Source organism: Myroides odoratimimus (assembly GCF_038039805.1).
Classification (GTDB): domain Bacteria; phylum Bacteroidota; class Bacteroidia; order Flavobacteriales; family Flavobacteriaceae; genus Flavobacterium; species Flavobacterium odoratimimum_B.
The window spans coordinates 79,287-98,652 of the sequence record NZ_JBBPHK010000011.1 but is presented as its reverse complement, the minus strand read 5'-3'; the positions used below and the strand labels follow the sequence as shown (position 1 = coordinate 98,652).

Annotated in this window: 18 protein-coding genes; 11 read left to right on the top strand and 7 right to left on the bottom strand. The window is 35.0% G+C overall.

Annotated features, from left to right (window positions below; genetic code table 11):
• Nucleotides 1–96 precede the first annotated feature (96 nt).
• Nucleotides 97–2,496: an AAA family ATPase gene (locus AABL85_RS10060; RefSeq protein ID WP_069213961.1), complete on the top strand. Its 2,400-nt coding sequence runs from the start codon at nucleotides 97–99 to the stop codon at nucleotides 2,494–2,496.
• 70 nt (nucleotides 2,497–2,566) lie between these two features.
• Here AABL85_RS10060 and AABL85_RS10055 read toward each other — a convergent pair whose 3' ends face one another.
• From AABL85_RS10055 to AABL85_RS10040, 4 genes are all read right to left on the bottom strand, one after another.
• The gene (locus tag AABL85_RS10055) at nucleotides 2,567–2,848 is read right to left on the bottom strand and encodes a helix-turn-helix domain-containing protein (RefSeq protein WP_125203391.1); all 282 of its coding nucleotides are present in this window, start codon (nucleotides 2,846–2,848) and stop codon (nucleotides 2,567–2,569) included.
• Nucleotides 2,845–3,141 carry a helix-turn-helix domain-containing protein gene (locus tag AABL85_RS10050; RefSeq protein ID WP_094772800.1) on the bottom strand — a complete coding sequence of 99 codons (297 nt, stop codon included), beginning with the start codon at nucleotides 3,139–3,141 and terminating at the stop codon, nucleotides 2,845–2,847. Before AABL85_RS10050 ends, AABL85_RS10055 begins: the two co-directional genes overlap by 4 nt.
• Nucleotides 3,142–3,241: 100 nt before the next feature.
• The gene (locus AABL85_RS10045; protein ID WP_069213958.1) at nucleotides 3,242–3,625 is read right to left on the bottom strand and encodes a hypothetical protein; all 384 of its coding nucleotides are present in this window, start codon (nucleotides 3,623–3,625) and stop codon (nucleotides 3,242–3,244) included.
• Nucleotides 3,626–4,134: 509 nt separating this feature from the next.
• A complete protein-coding gene (locus tag AABL85_RS10040; RefSeq protein WP_341309993.1) occupies nucleotides 4,135–4,635 on the bottom strand; it encodes a DUF3408 domain-containing protein in 501 nt (166 codons plus the stop codon).
• 548 nt (nucleotides 4,636–5,183) lie between these two features.
• On the opposite strand from AABL85_RS10040, the gene mobA reads away from it, so the two are divergent.
• Entirely contained in the window at nucleotides 5,184–5,618 is a 435-nt protein-coding gene (mobA, locus tag AABL85_RS10035) for a conjugal transfer protein MobA (protein ID WP_341309992.1), read from the top strand.
• A 4-nt stretch (nucleotides 5,619–5,622) separates the two neighbouring features.
• Nucleotides 5,623–6,885: a conjugal transfer protein MobB gene (gene mobB, locus AABL85_RS10030; RefSeq protein WP_341309991.1), complete on the top strand. Its 1,263-nt coding sequence runs from the start codon at nucleotides 5,623–5,625 to the stop codon at nucleotides 6,883–6,885.
• Between the two features lie 5 nt (nucleotides 6,886–6,890).
• Here the strand turns inward: mobB and AABL85_RS10025 are convergent, their stop codons facing one another.
• Nucleotides 6,891–9,149 carry an excinuclease ABC subunit UvrA gene (locus AABL85_RS10025; RefSeq protein WP_341309990.1) on the bottom strand — a complete coding sequence of 753 codons (2,259 nt, stop codon included), beginning with the start codon at nucleotides 9,147–9,149 and terminating at the stop codon, nucleotides 6,891–6,893.
• A gap of 48 nt (nucleotides 9,150–9,197) precedes the next feature.
• Here AABL85_RS10025 and AABL85_RS10020 point away from each other — a divergent pair, with 48 nt between their 5' ends.
• Nucleotides 9,198–9,620: a MarR family winged helix-turn-helix transcriptional regulator gene (locus AABL85_RS10020; protein ID WP_069213952.1), complete on the top strand. Its 423-nt coding sequence runs from the start codon at nucleotides 9,198–9,200 to the stop codon at nucleotides 9,618–9,620.
• Between the two features lie 48 nt (nucleotides 9,621–9,668).
• Here AABL85_RS10020 and AABL85_RS10015 read toward each other — a convergent pair whose 3' ends face one another.
• Entirely contained in the window at nucleotides 9,669–10,451 is a 783-nt protein-coding gene (locus tag AABL85_RS10015; RefSeq protein ID WP_069213951.1) for an AraC family transcriptional regulator, read from the bottom strand.
• A 92-nt stretch (nucleotides 10,452–10,543) separates the two neighbouring features.
• Between AABL85_RS10015 and AABL85_RS10010 the strand changes: the two genes are divergently transcribed.
• The 7 genes from AABL85_RS10010 (at nucleotide 10,544) to AABL85_RS09980 (ending at nucleotide 18,795) form a co-directional block, all read left to right on the top strand.
• Complete coding sequence (locus tag AABL85_RS10010; protein ID WP_341309989.1) at nucleotides 10,544–10,804, top strand: hypothetical protein; 261 nt, start codon at nucleotides 10,544–10,546, stop codon at nucleotides 10,802–10,804.
• Complete coding sequence (locus AABL85_RS10005) at nucleotides 10,791–12,125, top strand: TolC family protein (protein WP_341309988.1); 1,335 nt, start codon at nucleotides 10,791–10,793, stop codon at nucleotides 12,123–12,125. The genes AABL85_RS10010 and AABL85_RS10005 overlap by 14 nt, the downstream gene beginning before the upstream one ends.
• A gap of 10 nt (nucleotides 12,126–12,135) precedes the next feature.
• On the top strand, nucleotides 12,136–13,182 hold the full coding sequence (locus AABL85_RS10000) for an HlyD family secretion protein (RefSeq protein ID WP_341309987.1): 1,047 nt from the start codon (nucleotides 12,136–12,138) through the stop codon (nucleotides 13,180–13,182).
• The gene (locus AABL85_RS09995) at nucleotides 13,182–14,774 is read left to right on the top strand and encodes an MFS transporter (RefSeq protein ID WP_341309986.1); all 1,593 of its coding nucleotides are present in this window, start codon (nucleotides 13,182–13,184) and stop codon (nucleotides 14,772–14,774) included. The genes AABL85_RS10000 and AABL85_RS09995 overlap by 1 nt, the downstream gene beginning before the upstream one ends.
• Nucleotides 14,775–14,905: 131 nt before the next feature.
• Nucleotides 14,906–15,751: an RteC domain-containing protein gene (locus AABL85_RS09990; protein ID WP_341309985.1), complete on the top strand. Its 846-nt coding sequence runs from the start codon at nucleotides 14,906–14,908 to the stop codon at nucleotides 15,749–15,751.
• 216 nt (nucleotides 15,752–15,967) lie between these two features.
• Nucleotides 15,968–17,518: a type I restriction-modification system subunit M gene (locus tag AABL85_RS09985; protein WP_341309984.1), complete on the top strand. Its 1,551-nt coding sequence runs from the start codon at nucleotides 15,968–15,970 to the stop codon at nucleotides 17,516–17,518.
• Between the two features lie 47 nt (nucleotides 17,519–17,565).
• A complete protein-coding gene (locus AABL85_RS09980; protein WP_341309983.1) occupies nucleotides 17,566–18,795 on the top strand; it encodes a restriction endonuclease subunit S in 1,230 nt (409 codons plus the stop codon).
• Here the strand turns inward: AABL85_RS09980 and AABL85_RS09975 are convergent.
• On the bottom strand, nucleotides 18,788–19,342 hold the full coding sequence (locus tag AABL85_RS09975) for a hypothetical protein (protein ID WP_341309982.1): 555 nt from the start codon (nucleotides 19,340–19,342) through the stop codon (nucleotides 18,788–18,790). The genes AABL85_RS09980 and AABL85_RS09975 overlap by 8 nt on opposite strands.
• Nucleotides 19,343–19,366 lie beyond the last annotated feature (24 nt).

Below are 19,366 nucleotides of genomic sequence, written 5' to 3'. Positions count from 1 at the left end.
TTTGTAAGTTTCATCATCATAACAAATAGTTATATTTCATTATATTCGTAGTTTATCCATTATAATACTTAAATCATAAATTCAGATAATGCTATAATGATTACGAAGTTCAAATCAATCAATAACCTTGCTGTTTTCAAAAATTTCAATTGGGACACAGCTATTCGCGATGATGGAAATAATATAGTTTTATTTAAACCCATCAACATTTTATACGGACGTAACTATTCTGGTAAAACAACTCTTTCTAGAATAGTAAGAGCATTAGAAATAGGCAACATTTCTGATAAATACGAAAATCCACAATTTGAAGTTAGTATTCAAGACATTACGGACACCACTCCAAATAATCTAACGGCACATGGAAAGAAAATCAGAGTGTTTAATGAAGATTTTGTAAAAGAGAACCTTCGTTTCATTGTGAATTCGGATGAAAGTATTACCCCATTTGCAATAATTGGAGGTAATGCTACGATTGAAGAAGAAATACAAACATTAAAAAATGATTTAGGGAGCAACGAAGAAGCAAACGAAACTGGATTTTATCTTGAACTTAAAAATGCTACAACAATTGCAAACACAGCATTACAAGCATATCAAACAGAGAACAGTAGTTTGAGCCAACAACTGAGCCATAAAGCAACTAATAACCCTAATGGAATAAAATACAAATCTGAAAAGTTTGGTGACCAAAATTATAACATCAATAAACTTCAAAATGATATTTCCACTGTTTTAGAAACTTCGTTTCTACCATTAACAGATACCGAAATAACAGAAAAACAAGATTTACTGAATGAAAGAACAAATGCAGATATTCCCACAATTGTAAAACCAAATTTAAATTTAAACACGCTTAATACAAAGGCGAAAGAACTGGTTACGAAATCAATCAGCAGTTCTAACAAAATTGAGCAACTTTTGAAAGATGCTATTCTTAATCGTTGGGTTAAAGATGGACGACAAATACACAAAGATAAACTTGAACAATGTGCTTTTTGTGGCAATGATATCTCAGAGAATCGTTGGAACGAACTGGACAGCCATTTTGACGAAGAATCTGAGAAATTAGAAATAGAAATCAATGTGTTAATTTCTCAAGTTGAAAATTCAATTCGCGATGTTGATTCACAACTTCAAATCGACAAAAGTGCTTTTTATTCAAAATTTCATTCGGATTTAGATAGATTAATTTCACTAAGACAAAACATCGTTGATAAAATCAAAATAGAATTAAATCGCATTATTACAAGCCTTAAAGAACGAAAAGATGACCTTTTAAATACTAAAGAATATATTGATATTATTGATAATAGTAAGAGAATTCAATGGTGTTGGGAAATTTTTGAAAAATATAAAAATGAAGCAAACGGTTATAGTAATTCCTTGGGCAGCGAACAAACAGAAGCAAAAAAACTTTTGAGATTACGTGAAGTCTTCGATTTTGTAACAACAATTCAATATTCGAATGCAACCGCAAGAATACAGACATTGAAAGAAACTTCCGAAAACGAAAGGCAGGGCAAGCAAGCTGTAGAAGAGAAAATTAGACAACAGATTACCCAGATTGAAGATAAAGAACGCCTGATGAAAGATGAAGAAAAAGGAGCGTTGAAAGTAAATGAATATCTAAACAATTTCTTCGGACATGATTTTCTAACATTACAAGCCTTAGAAGATGCAGATGTTTTAGGCGGTAAAAAAATACGATTTGAAATAGTAAGAAGCGGAAAGAAAGCACACCACCTAAGCGAAGGTGAATGTAGTTTGATTGCATTTTGTTACTTCATGGCAAAACTTGAAGATGTTGACACCAAAGGAAGCAAACCAATCATCTGGATTGATGATCCAATTTCAAGTTTAGATAGTAATCACATTTTTTTCGTTTATTCTCTTATTAATGCTGAAATTATTGCCAAACAAGAGTTTGAACAAATATTCATTTCTACACACAACCTTGATTTTCTAAAATACTTGAAACGTTTGCCGAGTGCTTTAAACAAAAATCAGAGTGCATACTTCTTGATTACACGAGAAAAAGAAAGCAGTAAAATCAAAATAATGCCACGTTATTTAAAGGATTATGTAACTGAATTTAATTTTTTGTTTCATCAAATTTATTTGTGTTCAACAGCCAATGCTGATGATGAAATCCAACATAACTTATTTTACAACTTCGGAAACAATACACGAAAGTTTTTAGAAGCGTTTCTTTATTACAAGTATCCAAACGCAGTCGAAAAAGACGATAAACTAATAAGATTTTTTGGAGGGAATAGACAAGCTTCAAGCTTAACAGACAGAATAAATAATGAATTTTCACATTTAGAAGCATTGTTTGAAAAAGGTATGACCCCCATTGATATACCTGAAATGAAAAAAACGGCAACATTCATTTTAGATAAAATCAAAGAAAAAGACTGTGAACAATATGAAGCTTTACTTTTAAGCATTGGAGTCGAAGTTCTTGCTGAATCAGAAGCACCTCAATCATAAATATTACAGCCCACTTCTTAAAGCAGTGGGCTGTTTTTTTACCGATACGATTACAGTTTCACACAATCAGCTAACGCTGGTAGTTATCTTCCAATACTTTTATAATATCACTTTCACGGAAAAGGATTTTCCGTTCGAGTTTGATAAACGGTATCAGCCCGTCATCTCTGTATTGCTGCAACGTCCGTTTGCTTATGTGTAACATTTGACAAACCTGTTCACCTGACAGGTAGATTTCCCCTTTCAATAAAGGGTGGAAATATTCCCTGATATACAACAGTTCATTTTTGATGCCTACCACAGCTTCGAGCAGAGCAAGCATATCTTCGTTTGAATCTCCAATCTGTTTCATTTCTTTTGCTTTTTTAATGGTCGCTCTCCCTGCATCAGTAATTCCACTTCGGACAATCTGAAATACGTTTTCCGATTGATTTGCGTTGCTCCAAGAATACCTTTTGCCCTGTACGTCTGTAAAGTTCTTTTACTGATATTTAGCAGTTGACAGGCTTCCTGCTGGTCGAGCCATTTCGTTGCCTGTTGCAATGCTTTGTAGGGTGCAGTTATTTCCTTAATCAATAAAGAAACTTCCTTTACTTCCCTGTGCAATGCTTTCAAAATCTGAATGTCTAAAACCGTTATTTCCATATCTGCATCATTTAAACCTCAAAAATAAAAGCTACTTATAAAGTAATTTCCAATGTTGCTTTCAGAGGTAGCATTTGGCGTGCAGATGCCGAATACTGTACTACAATCCTAACTTTGGTTTGTTGTTTTTCGGGCGAGCCTGTTGCGTTTTGACCGTATTGCCCATTCTCAAAGCAGGCTTTTTATTGATTTGTATGGCTTGATTGTCGTCAGCGTTTTTGTAATCTGAACGGATAACCGTTTTTGTTGCACCAATTATGCTTTCGGGCTGGGCAGGTAGTTTTGGCGGTTCAGTACGTTTGCTCCCGAACAGCTTGCCCCAATTTAGTAAACCTTTTGCTTCCCTGAACTGGCGTTTGAAATTGGCGATAAAATTGGAAATCGGGTCGCCTTGTTTGTCAACCTGTATCAGGGGGCTACTCTCTTTTTTCCTGATTTGTTCTTTCTCTTTCTGCTCCTTGTCGGTTGTTGCTTTTTGTGCCATAGGTTCAAAATTTTTCCCAATATAGAACACAGGTAAATGTGTTGTCTTGCTTTGGCATTATGTGGCAGTATTTGGCTTGTGTTGGCACAATATAAATGGAAAGCAATCCTCAAAACACTTTAAATTTTCCTCGCAAAGCCCCTTCACATTTAAAAAGTTTTGTACGGATAAGGGAAAGCATACCAAAAACACCCAATACTTATCCCATACGTGTTTTTAGTAACCTTTCATTTATTGGAATGGGATTAAAAAAAGAACAAAAGGTAGCAAAGATAAGGCGTACAGCCACCGCACCACCCCACCAAAAGCTTACGGCATAATGGCAGGGCAAATATGGTGGCTTCGCCGAGTTATTGCGTTTGCCCTGCCACCCTTCGGGACTTATTCCGTTTCCTTTTGGTCTTTCCGCCTGTCCACCTTGTTAGAATGGCTTTCTTTTTTTTCTGTTTTTTTGTTTTGGAAAATAATTTTAAGGGGAGCTACGCACCACGCCCGACACCGAACCACTATCAAAACAACGGTTTGTGCTTATCGTTGTAGATTTCGCTAATCAATTCCCCGAACTCCTGAAAATGGTATTCGATAATGTTATCTAAATACGCATAAATCGTCAGTTTATCAATTCCCATAATGCTTGTAAGCCTGTTAAACCTATCGTGGTGTTCCTGCCGAACATAGACAGATTTTCCTTTGCTTGCCGTTGTGGTCGGGATTTTGAAAAACTGTCCGCAGTAGTCCTCTTTGGTCAGCTTCTTTGGCTTGGAGGTACTTTTTTTCGTGGTCTTCGCTGACGGTTTGGTTTGTTCCGTTTCTGTTGCTATTTCCTTGGGTTCTTCCCTTGCAATTATGTTCATCAGTGCTTCCTCGTCTACTTCGGGTTTGGCAAAATCTATCCGATGTATTGCTGCCTGTTGTTCCGTCAAAGGTTGTTTCTTTTCATCAGTTAGGAAATTTTCAATAGAAAAGTCCTCTTTTTCGGGTTGCTGATTTTTGTTTTCTTCGTGTATCATATCTCTTATTTTTAATATTATATCCAATTAGCTGTTTGGTTAACTAAGCAATCAGCTGTATATACAGTTGTATCTATATAACTACCTATCTACCTAAGCACTTGCATACCCTTAATTGGCTAGTTCATTAACTCAAAAATTTGTAATTAGCCTGCATTCAATCAGGCAGATTTGCTGTCGGTTTTTTTTCTATTCATTTACTTAATTAAGGATATAACCAATCAACCAGCTAACCATATACAAAGGAAATAAAGGCAGTCCCAATGTGTATAGAGGTGGTACTATTTGGCGTTCATTGGCTTTATTTGGCGTAATTGTAAGTAGCTGTTATTCAAATAGTCTTATCGAACTTTGTAATCGGAAGCGATGGATTTTCCCTACTAACTCCAATCCGTTTGCAAAACGGATTTTCTGAACCCGTGTTCAGAGCAAGTTATCTCTTGAGGTCCTCGAAATGAATTTCGGCACCTCAAAAGCACTTGCCCTTGCAGGGGGCTGGAAACGGCTCCGAAGTCGCCCGTTTGTTTAAAAATTAAAATGGATTTGTTATGGAAGAGAAAGACAGAAAACAGATTAAAAAGACAGGGAGAAAACCGAAGATTGACCCTGCGGTACATCGTTATTCCTTTAACCTGAATGATGAGGATAATGCTAAATTTATTGCCCTCTTTGACCAATCAGATATGAAAGTAATCGCCCATTTTATTACCGCCTGCATCTTTCAAAAGACCGTAAAGACCGTAAAGATTGATATGGATGCAATAGAATATCACGAAAAGTTGACCCGATTTTTTAGCCAGTTCCGAGCAATCGGAACAAATTACAATCAGATTGTGAAGATATTATACCGCAATTTTTCCGAGAAAAAAGCAGGAACATATCTTTTTAGATTGGAAAAGGAAACCATAGAATTGGTACAAGTTACTAAAGAGGTTATCCGTTTGACAAAGGAATTTGAAGAGAAGTATTTGAAAAAAGAGTAAAGTTATGATTGCAAAAATTGGAAAAGGAAGCAATATGTACGGAGCGATTTTATACAATCAACAAAAAGTGGATAATGAAAACGGAGCTGTTCTATTGCTAAATAAGATACCAGATACAATGAACGGCAGGTATTCTACCCAATATTTCAACAAATGTTTTGAACCGTATTTGTCAGCCAATATCAAAACGGAAAAAACGGTACGGCACATTTCATTGAACCCCGATCCGAAAGACACGGTAAGCGATGAACAGTTTACCCAAATGGCACAAGAGTATATGGAACGTATGGGCTACGGCAATCAGCCGTATATTGTTTTCAAGCATACGGATATAGACCGTACACATATCCATATCGTTTCGACCTGTGTGGGAATTGACGGTAAGAAAATCCCCGATGATTACGATCACCCACGTTCAATGGCTATTTGTCGGGATTTGGAAATCAAATATAACCTAAAAAAAGCCACCGAGCAGGAGCATAAACAAGCCAACAAAGTTTTTAAGCCTGTAAATCATGAAAATGGCGACATCAAAAGTCAGATTGCTTCGGTAGTACGTCATCTACCAAAGTATTATAGCTATTCTACTATGGGTAGTTACAATGCTTTGCTTTCTCTATTCAACATCACAGCAGAAGAAGTCAAAGGAGAGCGGAACGGACAGCCTGTAAACGGATTGGTTTACATGGTATTAGATGGGAACGGATACAAGGTAAGTAATCCGTTCAAAGCATCACTTTTTGGAAAAGATGCAGGAGTAATACAGCTTCAAAAACATTTTGGGCAGTCCAAAGAAAAAATGAAAACCAATCCTGTAAGGTCTGTCCTAAAGAATACCATTGAATTAGCGATACATACCACAAACAGCGAAACGGAGTTTAAAAAGCAACTTGTAGAGCAAGGTATTAATACGGTTGTCCGCAGGAACGAAAGCGGGCGAATTTATGGAATGACTTTTATCGACCACGAAAGTAGAAACGTTTGGAACGCTTCACAGTTGGACAGAAACCTGTCGGCAAATGTATTTAACGAATGGTGGCACAACGGCAACAAACCCGAACTAAAAATACAGGACAGCCTTGTTTCCAAAACAAACACATCGGACGATTTGCCAACGAAAGACCTTTTTGAGTTTAGTCCACAGAAACATTCGTCTAATTTCGATTGGGGATTGTTCAGCCTGTTGCCCGATGCACAGGGCGAGGATTACGAGGAAGAACAGTTTGCCAATCGAATGAAGAAGAAAAAGAAACGAAGGAAGTTGTGAAGCGACTATTCCACCTTACACAGATGTTGCCGTAAACATTCTGCCGTTACCGAAACATTGTCTTTCAACAAATTAGAAACCGTTCCTGTAAATACAATATTTCCACCGTATTTACCGGCTCCAAGCCCAATATCTATAACCCAATCGGCTTGAGCAATTACGTCAAGATTATGCTCTATAACGATTAAAGTATTATTGTTGTCAACAAGCCCATTTATAAAGTGTAATAGTTTTTCAGTATCGCTTGGATGTAAGCCCGTGCTTGGTTCATCGAGAACAATTATTTTATTGGAATTTTTCAATTCTTTGGTCAGTTTTAAGCGTTGTCTTTCCCCACCCGAAAAACTGTCTAATCTTTGCCCCAAAGTAAGATACCCTAAACCTAATTTAAGTAACATATCAAAAGATTGACGATAGAGTTTGTCAGGGAAAAAATCAAAGGCTTCTTCTACGGTCATATCCATTATCTCAACAATATTTTTATTGTTGTAATGATATTTCAGAACCTTTGGCTTAAAACCCGAACCACCACAGACTTCGCAAGGTTGTTCAATATCATCCATAAATGCCAAATCAATTTTTTCCATACCGATACCTCTACAGTTTTCACAAGCTCCCTCGCTATTTCTGCTAAACAGTTTATCGGATACATTATTCACCTTTGAAAACCGTTTTCTTACGTCATCAGATAAGTTCAGATAAGTCAACAGATTGGAGCGTATGCCTGTAGCAAACAAAGATTGGTCAATAATGGTACTTTCAGGATAAAATTTGGGCAACACTTTGTTAATCAGTGTACTCTTACCCGATCCTGCAACGCCTGTAATTACTGTCATTACGTTTTGGGGAATGTTTACATTGATGTTTTTAAGATTATACAGGTTAGCATTCCTGATTTCCAAATATCCTCTTGCAAATCTTGGACTGTTATTGATTTCAGGTGCTTTTGCAAAGTACATACCTGTTTTTCCTTTTGATTTTTTCAATCCCTGAAATGTGCCCTCATAAACAATTTCTCCGCCATTCTTCCCTGATTGTAATCCCATATCAATAACCCAATCAGCAATTTTTATTAAATCAGGGTCGTGTTCAACAATCAATACCGTATTGCCTTTGTCACGTATCTGCTTAATAATTGTAGCGATATTTTGCAAATCTTTTGGATGAAGTCCAATGCTTGGCTCGTCAAAAATATAGAGTAAATCCGTAAGATTGTTCCCAAGATTTCTTACCATTTTTATTCTTTGACTTTCTCCACCCGACAAGGAGTCTGTTCTTCTGTCCAATGTCAAATACTGTAAACCTATGTTTACGATGTTTTGAAGTTTCTTTTTCAGTTCAGTAATAATTATATCAAAAGTTTTGGATTGTAAAGAACCAACAAATTCCAAAAGTTCATCTATCGAAAGAGCCGTACAGTCAGCAATATTTTTACCGTTTATTTTACAAGACAAAATCTTGTCGTTCAATCTTTGCCCGTTGCATACAGGACAAGGTTTGGTAATGATAATATTTTTCAAAGCCTCTTTTCTGATGATGATTTCCTTTGATTGCTTTTTTAAGAATGCTTTTTCAATTCGGGGGATTATACCCTCATATTTTACCGTTTTCCCCCATTCTTTATGGGGGTTCTTCGGTTTGTGTTCGGTAGCATTCAAAAGTATATCCCATTCTTCCGTAGTATAATCTTTCAGTTTTTTATCATTATCAAAATAACCTGATAATGTGTATCGTGTCAAACGCCAACCGTCAGGTTGAAAAGTCGGAAATCGTATCGCACCCTCGTTCAAGGACTTTTCTTTATTTATAAGTGCATCTATATTGACAGTTTGCACAATGCCAAGCCCTTCACACTCCTTGCACATTCCCAAAGGGTTATTGAATGAAAAAGCATTGGAATATCCCACAAATGGCTTTCCCATCCGGGAAAAAAGCAATCTCAAAGATGCATAAACATCAGTGGCTGTACCAACGGTTGACCTTGCATTTCCGCCTAATCTTTTTTGGTTGATAATAATAGGGACATTAAGATTTTCTATTTTATCCACATCAGGAACGCCGATATGTTGCAGGCGGTTTCTGATAAAACTGCCTTGTGTTTCATTGAACTGTCTTTGTGCTTCAGCTCCTATCGTTTCAAATACTAAAGATGATTTACCCGAACCTGAAACACCTGTAAAAACAGTAATTTTATTCTTAGGTATCTGTACAGAAATATTCTTCAGATTATTTTGCCTTGCATTTATGATGTTAATATGCGCCATATTAATTAACTTTGGAAATTATTAATAAAGTTAACTATTTTACATTCTATGAACAAAGCTGAAAAGAAATTTTATGAAGTGTTTACAGATTTACAATGCTTCATCTTGGCAAATATGAATAGGAGTGATATAAATGGAGTAACAGCAACTCACTATAACATTATCGAATACATATACCGCAATGATAAATGTATCGTAAAGGAGATTGCTAAAGCGTTTAACATAAGTCCGCCTGCTATTTCCAAACAGCTCAAATTTTTGATTGAGCATAATTTCATTAAACAGCAACAGTCATCACTCGATCGTAGAATTTTCAATTTGAGTGTAACGGATAAAGGCAAATTCATTATAGATAATTCTGAGAATTTTAGGGAGACAGTAGCTAAAAAAGCTTCTAAAACCTTAACGAAAGATGATTTAAAAAATCTAACTGAATTGCTTAATAAAGTGTTAGCAGAGATTAAAGATTAAAAAAATAATAGGACTACAATCAACTATTTACAAATTCTATTTTACGTATTAAGAACGCATTTTAAACTCAGTAGGCCTCATATTGGTCAGTTGATGAAAATTATTACTAAACGCAGATATATTCGAATACCCTATTTCATAGGCTATCTCTGTCATATTCAAATCGGTATCTTTTATCAGTTCCATCGCTCTGATAATACGAAGCATTTTTAAATATTGAACAAAAGTGATATGCAATTTCGTTTGGAATAATCTGGTCAAACTTCTCACGCTCATTCCCGATTGCTGGGCAATATTATCTAAACTTAGATTTTCATTTAATCGATTTCTAAAGCTGTCGATTATGGTATTAAGCCGTTGATCGTCCGTTGTAGGAAGTTGAATGGAGAATTTTTTGAGATTTTCCTTTGATAATACTCGTTTAAGCATTAATAAAAACTCAAATTCCCATGAACCTTTGTAATAATCACCTTGCCATTTCTCGCTAAATGAGAGCATCTCTGCCAGAAGCTTACTCACAGGATAAATACCCAGTTCATCATAAAAACTATCCGCTTTTTTGTTTGGAAAGTAAATATTGATAATGTACAAATCTTGTGTATTAAACATCAGGTTGTGCGGATAATTTTTTGGTATCCAAATATAATGATTAGCTGGAATGTACAAGTCCTTTTCGTCTGTTTGTAGGTAAGCAATTCCCCCATAAACCAATAATAACTGAGCCTTATCGTGCTGATGAGCAGGCAAACGCTGTTCCGTCTGCTGTCGCATCACGAGGATGGAATCAGGATTTTGATCCACAATTTGTATTAATTGGCTAAGAATTTCCATATGGCCAAATATAGCAAATATTAGGCTAATTATATAAAAACATAGATTGATGTGCTTAATAATTTTGCTGTGTTAATAGTAGTTGAATCATTATGAAATATAAAATCATAAAACCTGACAAAGATTTTGAGCTTGAAATACAAGCCCGAAAATCTGAACATAAATTACCTCATACAGATGAAGAAATAGATAAAACCAATATCTACTGGCTGGCTTGTGCCTATTCCAGTCCCTTTATGCCAATGGTCGATTTAAGCTTTGCTTTTGATGAGTTGAAAAAACTTATAAAACAATGTTTTGAAAAGAGAAAAAAACCAATTATTTATAAAAACAAAACTAATGAAACAATATAAAGCAGTTTCGATTTTGAGCACACTGTTGCTGTTATTTACATCCTCTATTTACGCTCAGCATACAGAAGAAGTCCAACCCTTAAGTTTGGAAGAAATATGGAAAGTTGCTGAAATGAATAATCGACAACTAAAACTATCTGACCTAAATCATCAGCAAAGTAAAATAGAAATATTGGAAGCTAAAGACCGTTTGTTGCCCGAACTTTCAGTAGGTGGAGACGTAAAGCTCAATTCCAAGTTTCTGATTTACGACAATGGATTATTCTCTTCTCCACAGGATGTGCCTGTAAAAGGCTATGGTTACGGAGTAGGTTACAACTTGAACTTTAATCTTTACAATGGTGGTAAAGACAAAAGAAACATTGCCATGAAAAAGGAAGAAGAAATAAGAAAACAATATGAATTGGATCTGCAAAAGCATAGTGTAAAATATAATGTCGCAGTTGCTTATTTTGATTTATATAAGTTTTTGCATTTCTATGATTTTCTTCATGCAGAGATTGAAGCCGAAAAAAAGCAATTGAGATTGATAGAAAGTCTGCATAAAAACGGTACCGTATTAAAGAGTGATGTACTGAGAACCTCCGTGAAATTGTCTCAACTGGAACTTAATCTTTCCGATGTTACGAAAAAGATTGAAATCGCCAAACAACGGCTCAATATTCTGATGGGACGTGAAAATGATATGGGGCTAGCAATCAAATACGAAGATACAATTGAATTAAACACTATCACAGACGGTGACTACAATTACTATGTAGACATTGCTTTCAACAAATCCCCAGAATACAAAATGGCTGGTAGTGACATCAAATGGAGTGAACTGAACGTAAAACAAGTGAAAGCTACGCTATTACCCAAAGTTTCTTTGTACTCTAACTATAATTACAACTATCCACAGATTTCCTTTTATCCGTATTCAAACGATTTGTGGGGATTTGGTCAGACAGGAATTAAAGTCCAGTATTCTATTGATAATTTGTACAAAAGCAAACATACCATTGCTCGTGCCCAAGTTGTCAGCAATCAAGCGAAAGAAAAAGCAGAAATGAAGAAGGACGAAATCTCTCTTCAGGTAAAAGAAGCTTATTTACAGCAAAAACAGGCTTTGGAAAGTGTGCTAACGGCAGAACAAAATATTATTAAAACCGCCGAAACCGTTCGTGTTATCAGAAGTAGCTACCTAAATCAGGAATCATTACTGACCGATCTTTTGGAAGCAGAAAATGCCTTATTGGAAGCAAAATTCAATCTGACAACAGCACAAACAAACGTAAAAGTAACCCATATCAGACTATTAGCAATTATAGGAATTCTTTAATACAAATATTATGAACAAAAATAAAACAGATAAAATTATTGTAAGCCTAACCAAATGGTTTGGTATCGCATTATTCGTAGGGATCATTATCTGGGGAGCTACCTATTTCTTTAAAGGATATCGCTATGAACAAACTAATGACGCACAGGTAGATGCTTATCTCTCACCGATAAACGCAAAAGTGGGTGGCTATATCAGCAAAATATATTACAAGGACAATCAGTTTGTTAAAAAAGGTGATACACTTGTGGTCATTGAGTTGGACGAGTATGGACTGAAAAAAGACGCGGCATCAGCAGAACTCATGAGCTCACACGCTAAATTACCGATTTTAACTGCGAGCGAAGAAACGCAACTTAAAAGTATTGAGGTTATAAAAGCACAATTAGCAGGAGCTAAGGCGAGATTGAACCAACAGCAAAAAGAATTTGACCGTTATAAAAATCTACTGGCGGATGAATCTACCACACAACAAAAATTCGACAACATCAATGCTTCTTTATCCATTGCACAGTCAGATTATGATCAGGCTAAAGCTTCTTTAGAAGTAGCAGAATCTAAATTGAATGATTTCAGAGCTCAACATAATGCTATACAGGCAGAGATAAAAATTAAAGAGACACTTGTTCAAAGACAAGAATTGGACATTCGATATACGGTTATCACTGCACCTTTTGATGGGCAAATTGGTAAAAAGACCATTCAGGAAGGGCAACTGATACAAGCTGGGCAAACTTTGGCTTTTTTGGTGAACAAAGCCGAGGAAAAATGGGTGATTGCAAATTTTAAAGAAACACAGATTGGCAACTTTAAGATTGGACAAGCAGTGTTTATTGAAGTTGATGCTTTTCCGAATGAAAAATTCAAAGGTACTATCGAATCACTTTCGCCCACCACAGGTTCACGTTATTCGCTACTTCCACCAGATAATGCAACAGGTAATTTTGTCAAAATCATCCAACGGATTCCTGTAAGAATTAAACTGACCGATACGCCTGAAAAATTAGGGAAACTCTCTGCCGGGATGAATGCTAATGTTTATGTTTTAAAAGATTAATGATGCAAGCACATAAAATACCGATTTTCAAATCCTGGTTATCTGAATGGGTGGCGAGATCTGTCATATTTGCCATTCTTATGACCTGTCTGTTTAGCTTTGCTTATTACGGTAATCCAGTTGCTGCGATGGGTTTTTACGGTATACAACCTACCGATGTGCAATATGGCATGGTCGTTATCTATGGCTCTACTGTAGCTTTCCTGGCACTTGATTTTCGGATCGTAAAATATTTTGCACCTAGGAAATATTTACTGATTGCCCTTGCTGTAAACGCAATATGTTCTGTGCTCTGTTTTCATTTTAAAGATTGGACATTGTTTGTTATTTGCCAGTTCTTTCAAGGAATTACCTGTGCATTGATGTCAGGAATTGTGTTACAACTCATTTTTCCAAGATTACAATCTGTACGTGCCCGTGTGATTGCTTTTAGTCTACTGTATGGCAGCATACAGATTGCCGTTCCTTTTTATTCTATTTTTACCAGTGTAATCATTCATTTTTTTGATTTTAACTGGCTATTCTACGGATTTATCGTCATACTCTTCATTCTAACGATTACAATATTGCTTACGATGAACAGCAAAGCTCGATTTACCAAAAAGATTCCATTGTATCAGGTGGATTGGATAGGCTATCTGTTTTACGTGTCTTTCATCTTAATCTTGGGATACATCCTTGTCTATGGGCGACAATTGGGATGGTTCGGTAGTTCATTAATCACTACGCTTAGTGTAATCAATCTAATTATTCTTTCACTTTTCATCATTAGAGAACTGAAACTTAAACGACCATTAATCAACTTACAGATTTTCAAGACCAAGAATTTTGTCATTGGTCTATTACTCCTTTTTACATTTTATATTTTTAAAGGAAGTACAGGACTTGCCTACGGCTATCTTGAAGTGATTTTAGGAAATGACCCATTGAGCACCATTCCGATATGGACGTCTGTAATTTTAGGGACTACACTGAGCATGTTCGTTACTTCCAGATTTGTTTTGATGGGTTATAACCTGATAAGAATGATTATTGTTGGCTTTGGAATTATGGCGATTTATTATGCATATATGATACTATTTGTTTCTGTACAGGGCGAAACAATGGATTTCATTTTACCGATGTTTATTTATGGTGTGGCAACAGGAATCTTATTTGTTCCTATTGTTTCGTTTACCGCTTCATCAGCACCGCCAGCAATTGCTATCAATGCATCGCTCGTTGGTATATTGGCTAGGTTTACAGGGTTTACAGCTAGTCTGGCACTGAATAACGAACTTCAATTATTTGCAAAATCAGCAGTTCGCGAAAAGATTCGGGAAGCAGTTACGGAAACCAACCCTCAATTGCCAACTACCTTACTCGATATTCAAAATCAATATATGAATACCGGTAGCGATATCTATACTTCAAAAGCAGTATCCTCAGGCTATTTTAATCAAATGGTAGGTCATCAAATATTGGCTCGTGCTACCAGAGATTATTATGATTGGATGCTGACAGCTGTGATTATCGTAATTGTTGTTTTACTTCTTTTACCTCAAATTCAAAACGTTGTTTTGAGATTAAGAAAAGGTAATATTCCTTATTAATTTTATTAAAGCAGATAAAATCATATGGAAGTATAATTCATGTGACAATCGTAAACATAAATTTTAGGCTAATCGGATGCCTCGACTTTCCAATGAGATTGGAAAAGAAGGAAATTAAATAAACTAACAAAATGACATCTTCATTAAATCATATCATCTCAGAGATACAACGAAAGGAAAATGCTATTTCGTTGTCTGCTCCTAATGCAATTGATGAAGCATATCAAATGACGATTTATCTGAAAGAGTACTTGTGGTCGATAAGAGAGGATATTACCAAGCAGGGCTTTAAAAACCACTGGGAGGAAATCAATTTTTTTCGCAATATCAAGCCATATATCCTCTCTAAACTCATTTACCACAATAAGATATTTCGCATACAGACAGCCTGCCCTGTTGAAGGAGGAAAAATGTACACAAGTTATTTTTCAGAACAATTAAGGGAATTAAAACAGGAATACAGGGAACACATCTATAATTCGGACTTTTACCGATATTATCGCTCAGGAAGAACCGATCGTGATGAAACTTACTTTAGGTTGGGCAACATCAATTTCCACGACGGCTTGAATAGTTTTGTCTTTGAAATTGACCCATTGTTTTCAACCTATTATGATAACAAAGTGGCTCGGATAATAGCCAACGAACTACTCTATACCTACATTCTCCAAAAAATTAATGAGGATGAAATAACAGGTTCTCTTTCTGCAAGGGATATTTCATCCGATGGTATTCTTTGGACGGATAGCAAAAATGCCTTGATAGAATTAATTTATGCTCTTTATGCGAATGGCTCTCTTTCCTATGGTAAAGTAGGAATACGAAAAATCAGTTTGACTTTAGAAAAATTATTCCAGATTACATTAGGAGATTTGCACAATTCTTTCCACCGAATGAAATACCGTGCCGGCTCCCGAACCGCATTTTTAGACCAACTGAAATCTTCTTTAGAAGAATATATGGACAAAGATTTATAAAAAACATATAAGGAAACAGATGAATAAAATGAAAGAAATAGACGACTTCTCTTAGTATTACTTGTAATAAACGAATTTTTAAAATTTTCTAGACTGAATTTATCTATTCAAACAACCACCTTTTTTACAGCCTACATAATGTTTAGTAGCTAAAAGTTTACTATTTTAGTGGATTCTTAAGGATTAAAAATCCCTAATCAAATAACGCTTATTTCAATGTCAGAAGAACAGAAGAAAATATTAGAGCAACAGCTCTGGAATATAGCCAATACGTTACGTGGAAAAATGAATGCAGATGAATTCCGAGATTATATTTTGGGATTTATTTTTTATAAATATTTGGCTGAAAAAATGGAAATCTATGCGAATTCCATTTTGGAGGAGGATCAAATCCAATTCAGAGATATTAAAGAAGATACTCCTAAAGGCTTGGAATATATTGAAGCTATTCGAGAAGAAGCCTTGGAAACATTAGGGTATTTTTTAAAACCTTCTGAGCTATTTAGCGAAATTACCAAAAGAGGTGATAACAATTTTATTCTTGAAGATTTACAAAAAATCCTGACCAATATCCAGCTCAGTACAATGGGGACACAAAGTGAAGAAGACTTTGAGGACTTATTTTCTGATATGGATTTGAATAGTAATAATCTGGGGAGAACGGCTGATGCTAGAAATACACTTATCGTAAAAGTTCTAAAGCATCTCGATGAAATTGATTTCAAATTGAATGATACAGAATTAGATGTATTAGGTGATGCTTATGAGTATTTGATTGGTCAGTTTGCCAGCGGTGCAGGAAAAAAAGCGGGGGAGTTTTATACCCCTCAGGAAGTTTCTAAGATTCTTGCAAAAATCGTTACAACTGGAAAAAATCGTTTAAAATCAGTATATGATCCAACTTGCGGTTCGGGATCATTATTATTACGGGTTGCAAGAGAAGTAAAAGATGTCAATAATTTCTACGGACAAGAGATGAACCGTACCACCTACAATCTTGCTCGAATGAATATGATATTGCATGGAGTGCATTATCGTCAGTTCGATATTAAGCAAGAAGATACACTTGAACACCCACAGCATTTGAACGATATGCCGTTTGAAGCGATTGTAGCAAATCCTCCTTTCTCAGCGAAATGGAGTGCCAATCCATTATTTTTAAATGATGACCGTTTTAGCCAATATGGAAAATTAGCTCCTTCAAGTAAAGCCGACTTTGCGTTTGTGCAACACATGATTTATCATTTGGCAGAGAATGGAACAATGGCTATTGTTCTGCCTCATGGTGTGTTGTTCCGTGGAGCAGCAGAACTGCATATCCGTAAATACTTGATTGAACAGAAAAATTATTTGGATGCAGTCATCGGCTTGCCTGCCAATATTTTCTACGGAACAAGTATACCGACTTGTATTCTGGTATTTAAAAAATGTAAAGAAGATCCTGACCATATCTTATTTATCGATGCCAGTAAAGAATTTGAAAAGGTAAAGAACCAAAATATGTTGCGGGAAGAACATATCGATAAGATTATAGAAACCTACCGTAACAGAATGACTATTGAAAAATACAGTCACTTAGCTACTTTAAAAGAAGTTGAAGAGAACGACTATAACCTCAACATTCCTCGCTACGTAGACACGTTTGAAGCCGAAGAAGAAATCGATATCCAAGCCGTAATGCAGGAAATTAAATCTTTAGAAGCAAAACGAGCGGAACTAGACAAAGAGATTGATGTATACTTCAAAGAATTGGGACTTGTTTTTTAATTTTTTACATCCTTAATGTTTTTACTAACGAAAATTGAATCATCGAGATGATAAATAAAAAATTAAAAGTAGGTAACGTTCCTAATTTGAGATTTCCTGAATTTACAGAGGAATGGGAAACTAAGAAGTTGGGGGAGATTGCTACGTTTTCAAAAGGAAAGGGAATTTCTAAAAGTGATATAGAAGAAGATGGAATTATTGAATGTATAAGATATGGCGAACTCTATACGCATTATAGAGAGGTTATCAACGAGATAAAATCCAAGACTAATGTAAATCCATCGACTTTAGTCTTAAGTGAAAAGAATGACGTCATAATTCCTGCTTCTGGCGAAACAACAATCGATATTGCAACAGCTTCCTGTGTCTTGAAATCTGGCATTGCACTAGGGGGTGATTTGAATATTATTAAAACGAATAATAATGGAATCTTTTTGTCTTATTATCTAAACAGTAAAAAGAAAATGGAAATAGCTAATTTAGCACAAGGTATTTCCGTAGTACATTTATATTCAAGTCAACTAGCTTCTATTTCTTTAAGTCTACCAAAGCTTAATGAGCAAAATAGAATTTCTTCATTTTTGGATTTACTTGACGAAAGAATTCAAACCCAAAACAAAATAATTGAGGAGTTGAAATTATTAAAGATTACGATTAGTAAGAAATTATTCTTACGTCAATTGAGATTTAAAAATGGAAACAATGAAAATTATATAGATTGGTATACTAAAAAGTTGGGAGAGGTTACAACTCTTATAAATAGGAGAAATAAAAATAACGAAAAGTTTCCTGTTTATTCTATAAATAACAAATTAGGATTCGTTCCGCAAAGTGAGCAATTCGAGGGAGTTGATAGTGAAGATAGAGGTTACGATATTAAATTATACAAAATAATTGACAAGAATACCTTTGCCTATAATCCAGCAAGAATTAATGTGGGATCTATTGGCTATAGTGAAAACTTAGAGAATATTATTATCAGTTCATTGTATGTTTGTTTTAAAACAGATAACATCGTAAATGATAACTTTCTATATCAATATCTAAAGACAGATTTTTTTAATAGAGAAGTTTTAAAAAATGTTGAAGGAGGAGTAAGAGATTATCTTTTCTATGACAATTTTGCGAGAATTAAATTTGATTTACCTTGTATTGAAGAGCAAAAAAAGATTGCTGATTACCTTTCATCTATAGATTCAAAGATTGATATTGAAAGCCAACTATTGCATAAATTTGAAGAACAAAAGAGATACTTGTTAGCTAATTTATTTATATAAATAAGCTAGCTAACAAGTATTGTTTCTGCTTAAGTAATAGCGTATGAATTTCAAATTCAGTTTTTATTTTATCGTCAATACTTGATAGAAAATCTGCAACATATGTTTGTTGAACATAATTTGGTAATTGCATTTCCATAGGCTCAATTTCGGATATATAATGCCGTTTGTGTTCATTTGATGATAGATTTAAAAATGACAAATACTCAAATATAAATTTTAGGTTAACATTTGGTTTCGCTGTCAGTATTTTAATTGCTGAAGATTTTACTTTAAATAGAAAATTAACAAACTTTATATCCATTGTAAAATCATCGAAAATGATACATTGACCTTTGTCATAAATACCAAATTCTTCATCAGTATATCCTAATACAAAAGCTTTATTTGCAGTTAGAACTGGAATTAGCGAAATATCAGATGAATAATCCGTATTTGTAACCAAATATTTAGTTGGCTGTTCATAGTTTAAAGTATCCTTAACTTGAACATATTCATTTTCTTGATTAAGAATTTGTTCGTATAGTTGATTGCGAAGCGTAATCACATAGGAAATAAAATCCCTAATTAA